A 528-nucleotide genomic window follows, 5' to 3' on the forward strand; every position below is an offset into this window, starting at 1 on the left:
CGCCTTGCCGCCACGGTGACCGCGCTGGCCCAGGCCCTGGGCGAACTGGCCGCCACCCAGCCCGACGAAAACGCCCGGCGCGAACTGCTGGTGCGCGCGGTGGACCCGGTGCGCACCAGCGCCGCCCATTGGGACTACGTATTCCTTTCGCGCGGGACGGTGAACGTGCACACCCCCACCCTGCCCGACGCGGGCGGCGTGGACTTTGGCGCGGCCACCGACGTGCATGGGGTGCGCTTCGTACAGCGCATGATGGACACGGCCCGCACGGGGGGCGGCTTTACCGAGTGGACGGCGGACCTTGGCGAAGGACGCACCGAGGCGCGCCGGGCCTACACCCTGGCCGTGCCGGGTACCGACTACTGGCTGGGGGCGTGGGCCCCGGTGGTGGTGCAGGCAGCTGGGGCGCCCACCCGGAACGACCCCGCGCAGTTGCCCGCGCCCACCCCGCGCACCCTGGAATTCCACGCCCTGCGCCTGGGCTGGCTGGCGGCATTGGGCGTGGCCCTGCTGGTGGGGGTGCTGACC

At 74.1% G+C, this 528-nt stretch carries 1 protein-coding gene; it reads left to right on the plus strand.

The window, feature by feature from the left end:
* On the plus strand, positions 1-528 hold a 528-nt coding region (locus FVW27_RS19255; protein ID WP_208294889.1), incomplete at both ends, for a cache domain-containing protein.

It is taken from the genome of Nitratidesulfovibrio liaohensis (assembly GCF_011682075.1).
In the GTDB taxonomy this organism is placed as follows: domain Bacteria; phylum Desulfobacterota; class Desulfovibrionia; order Desulfovibrionales; family Desulfovibrionaceae; genus Cupidesulfovibrio; species Cupidesulfovibrio liaohensis.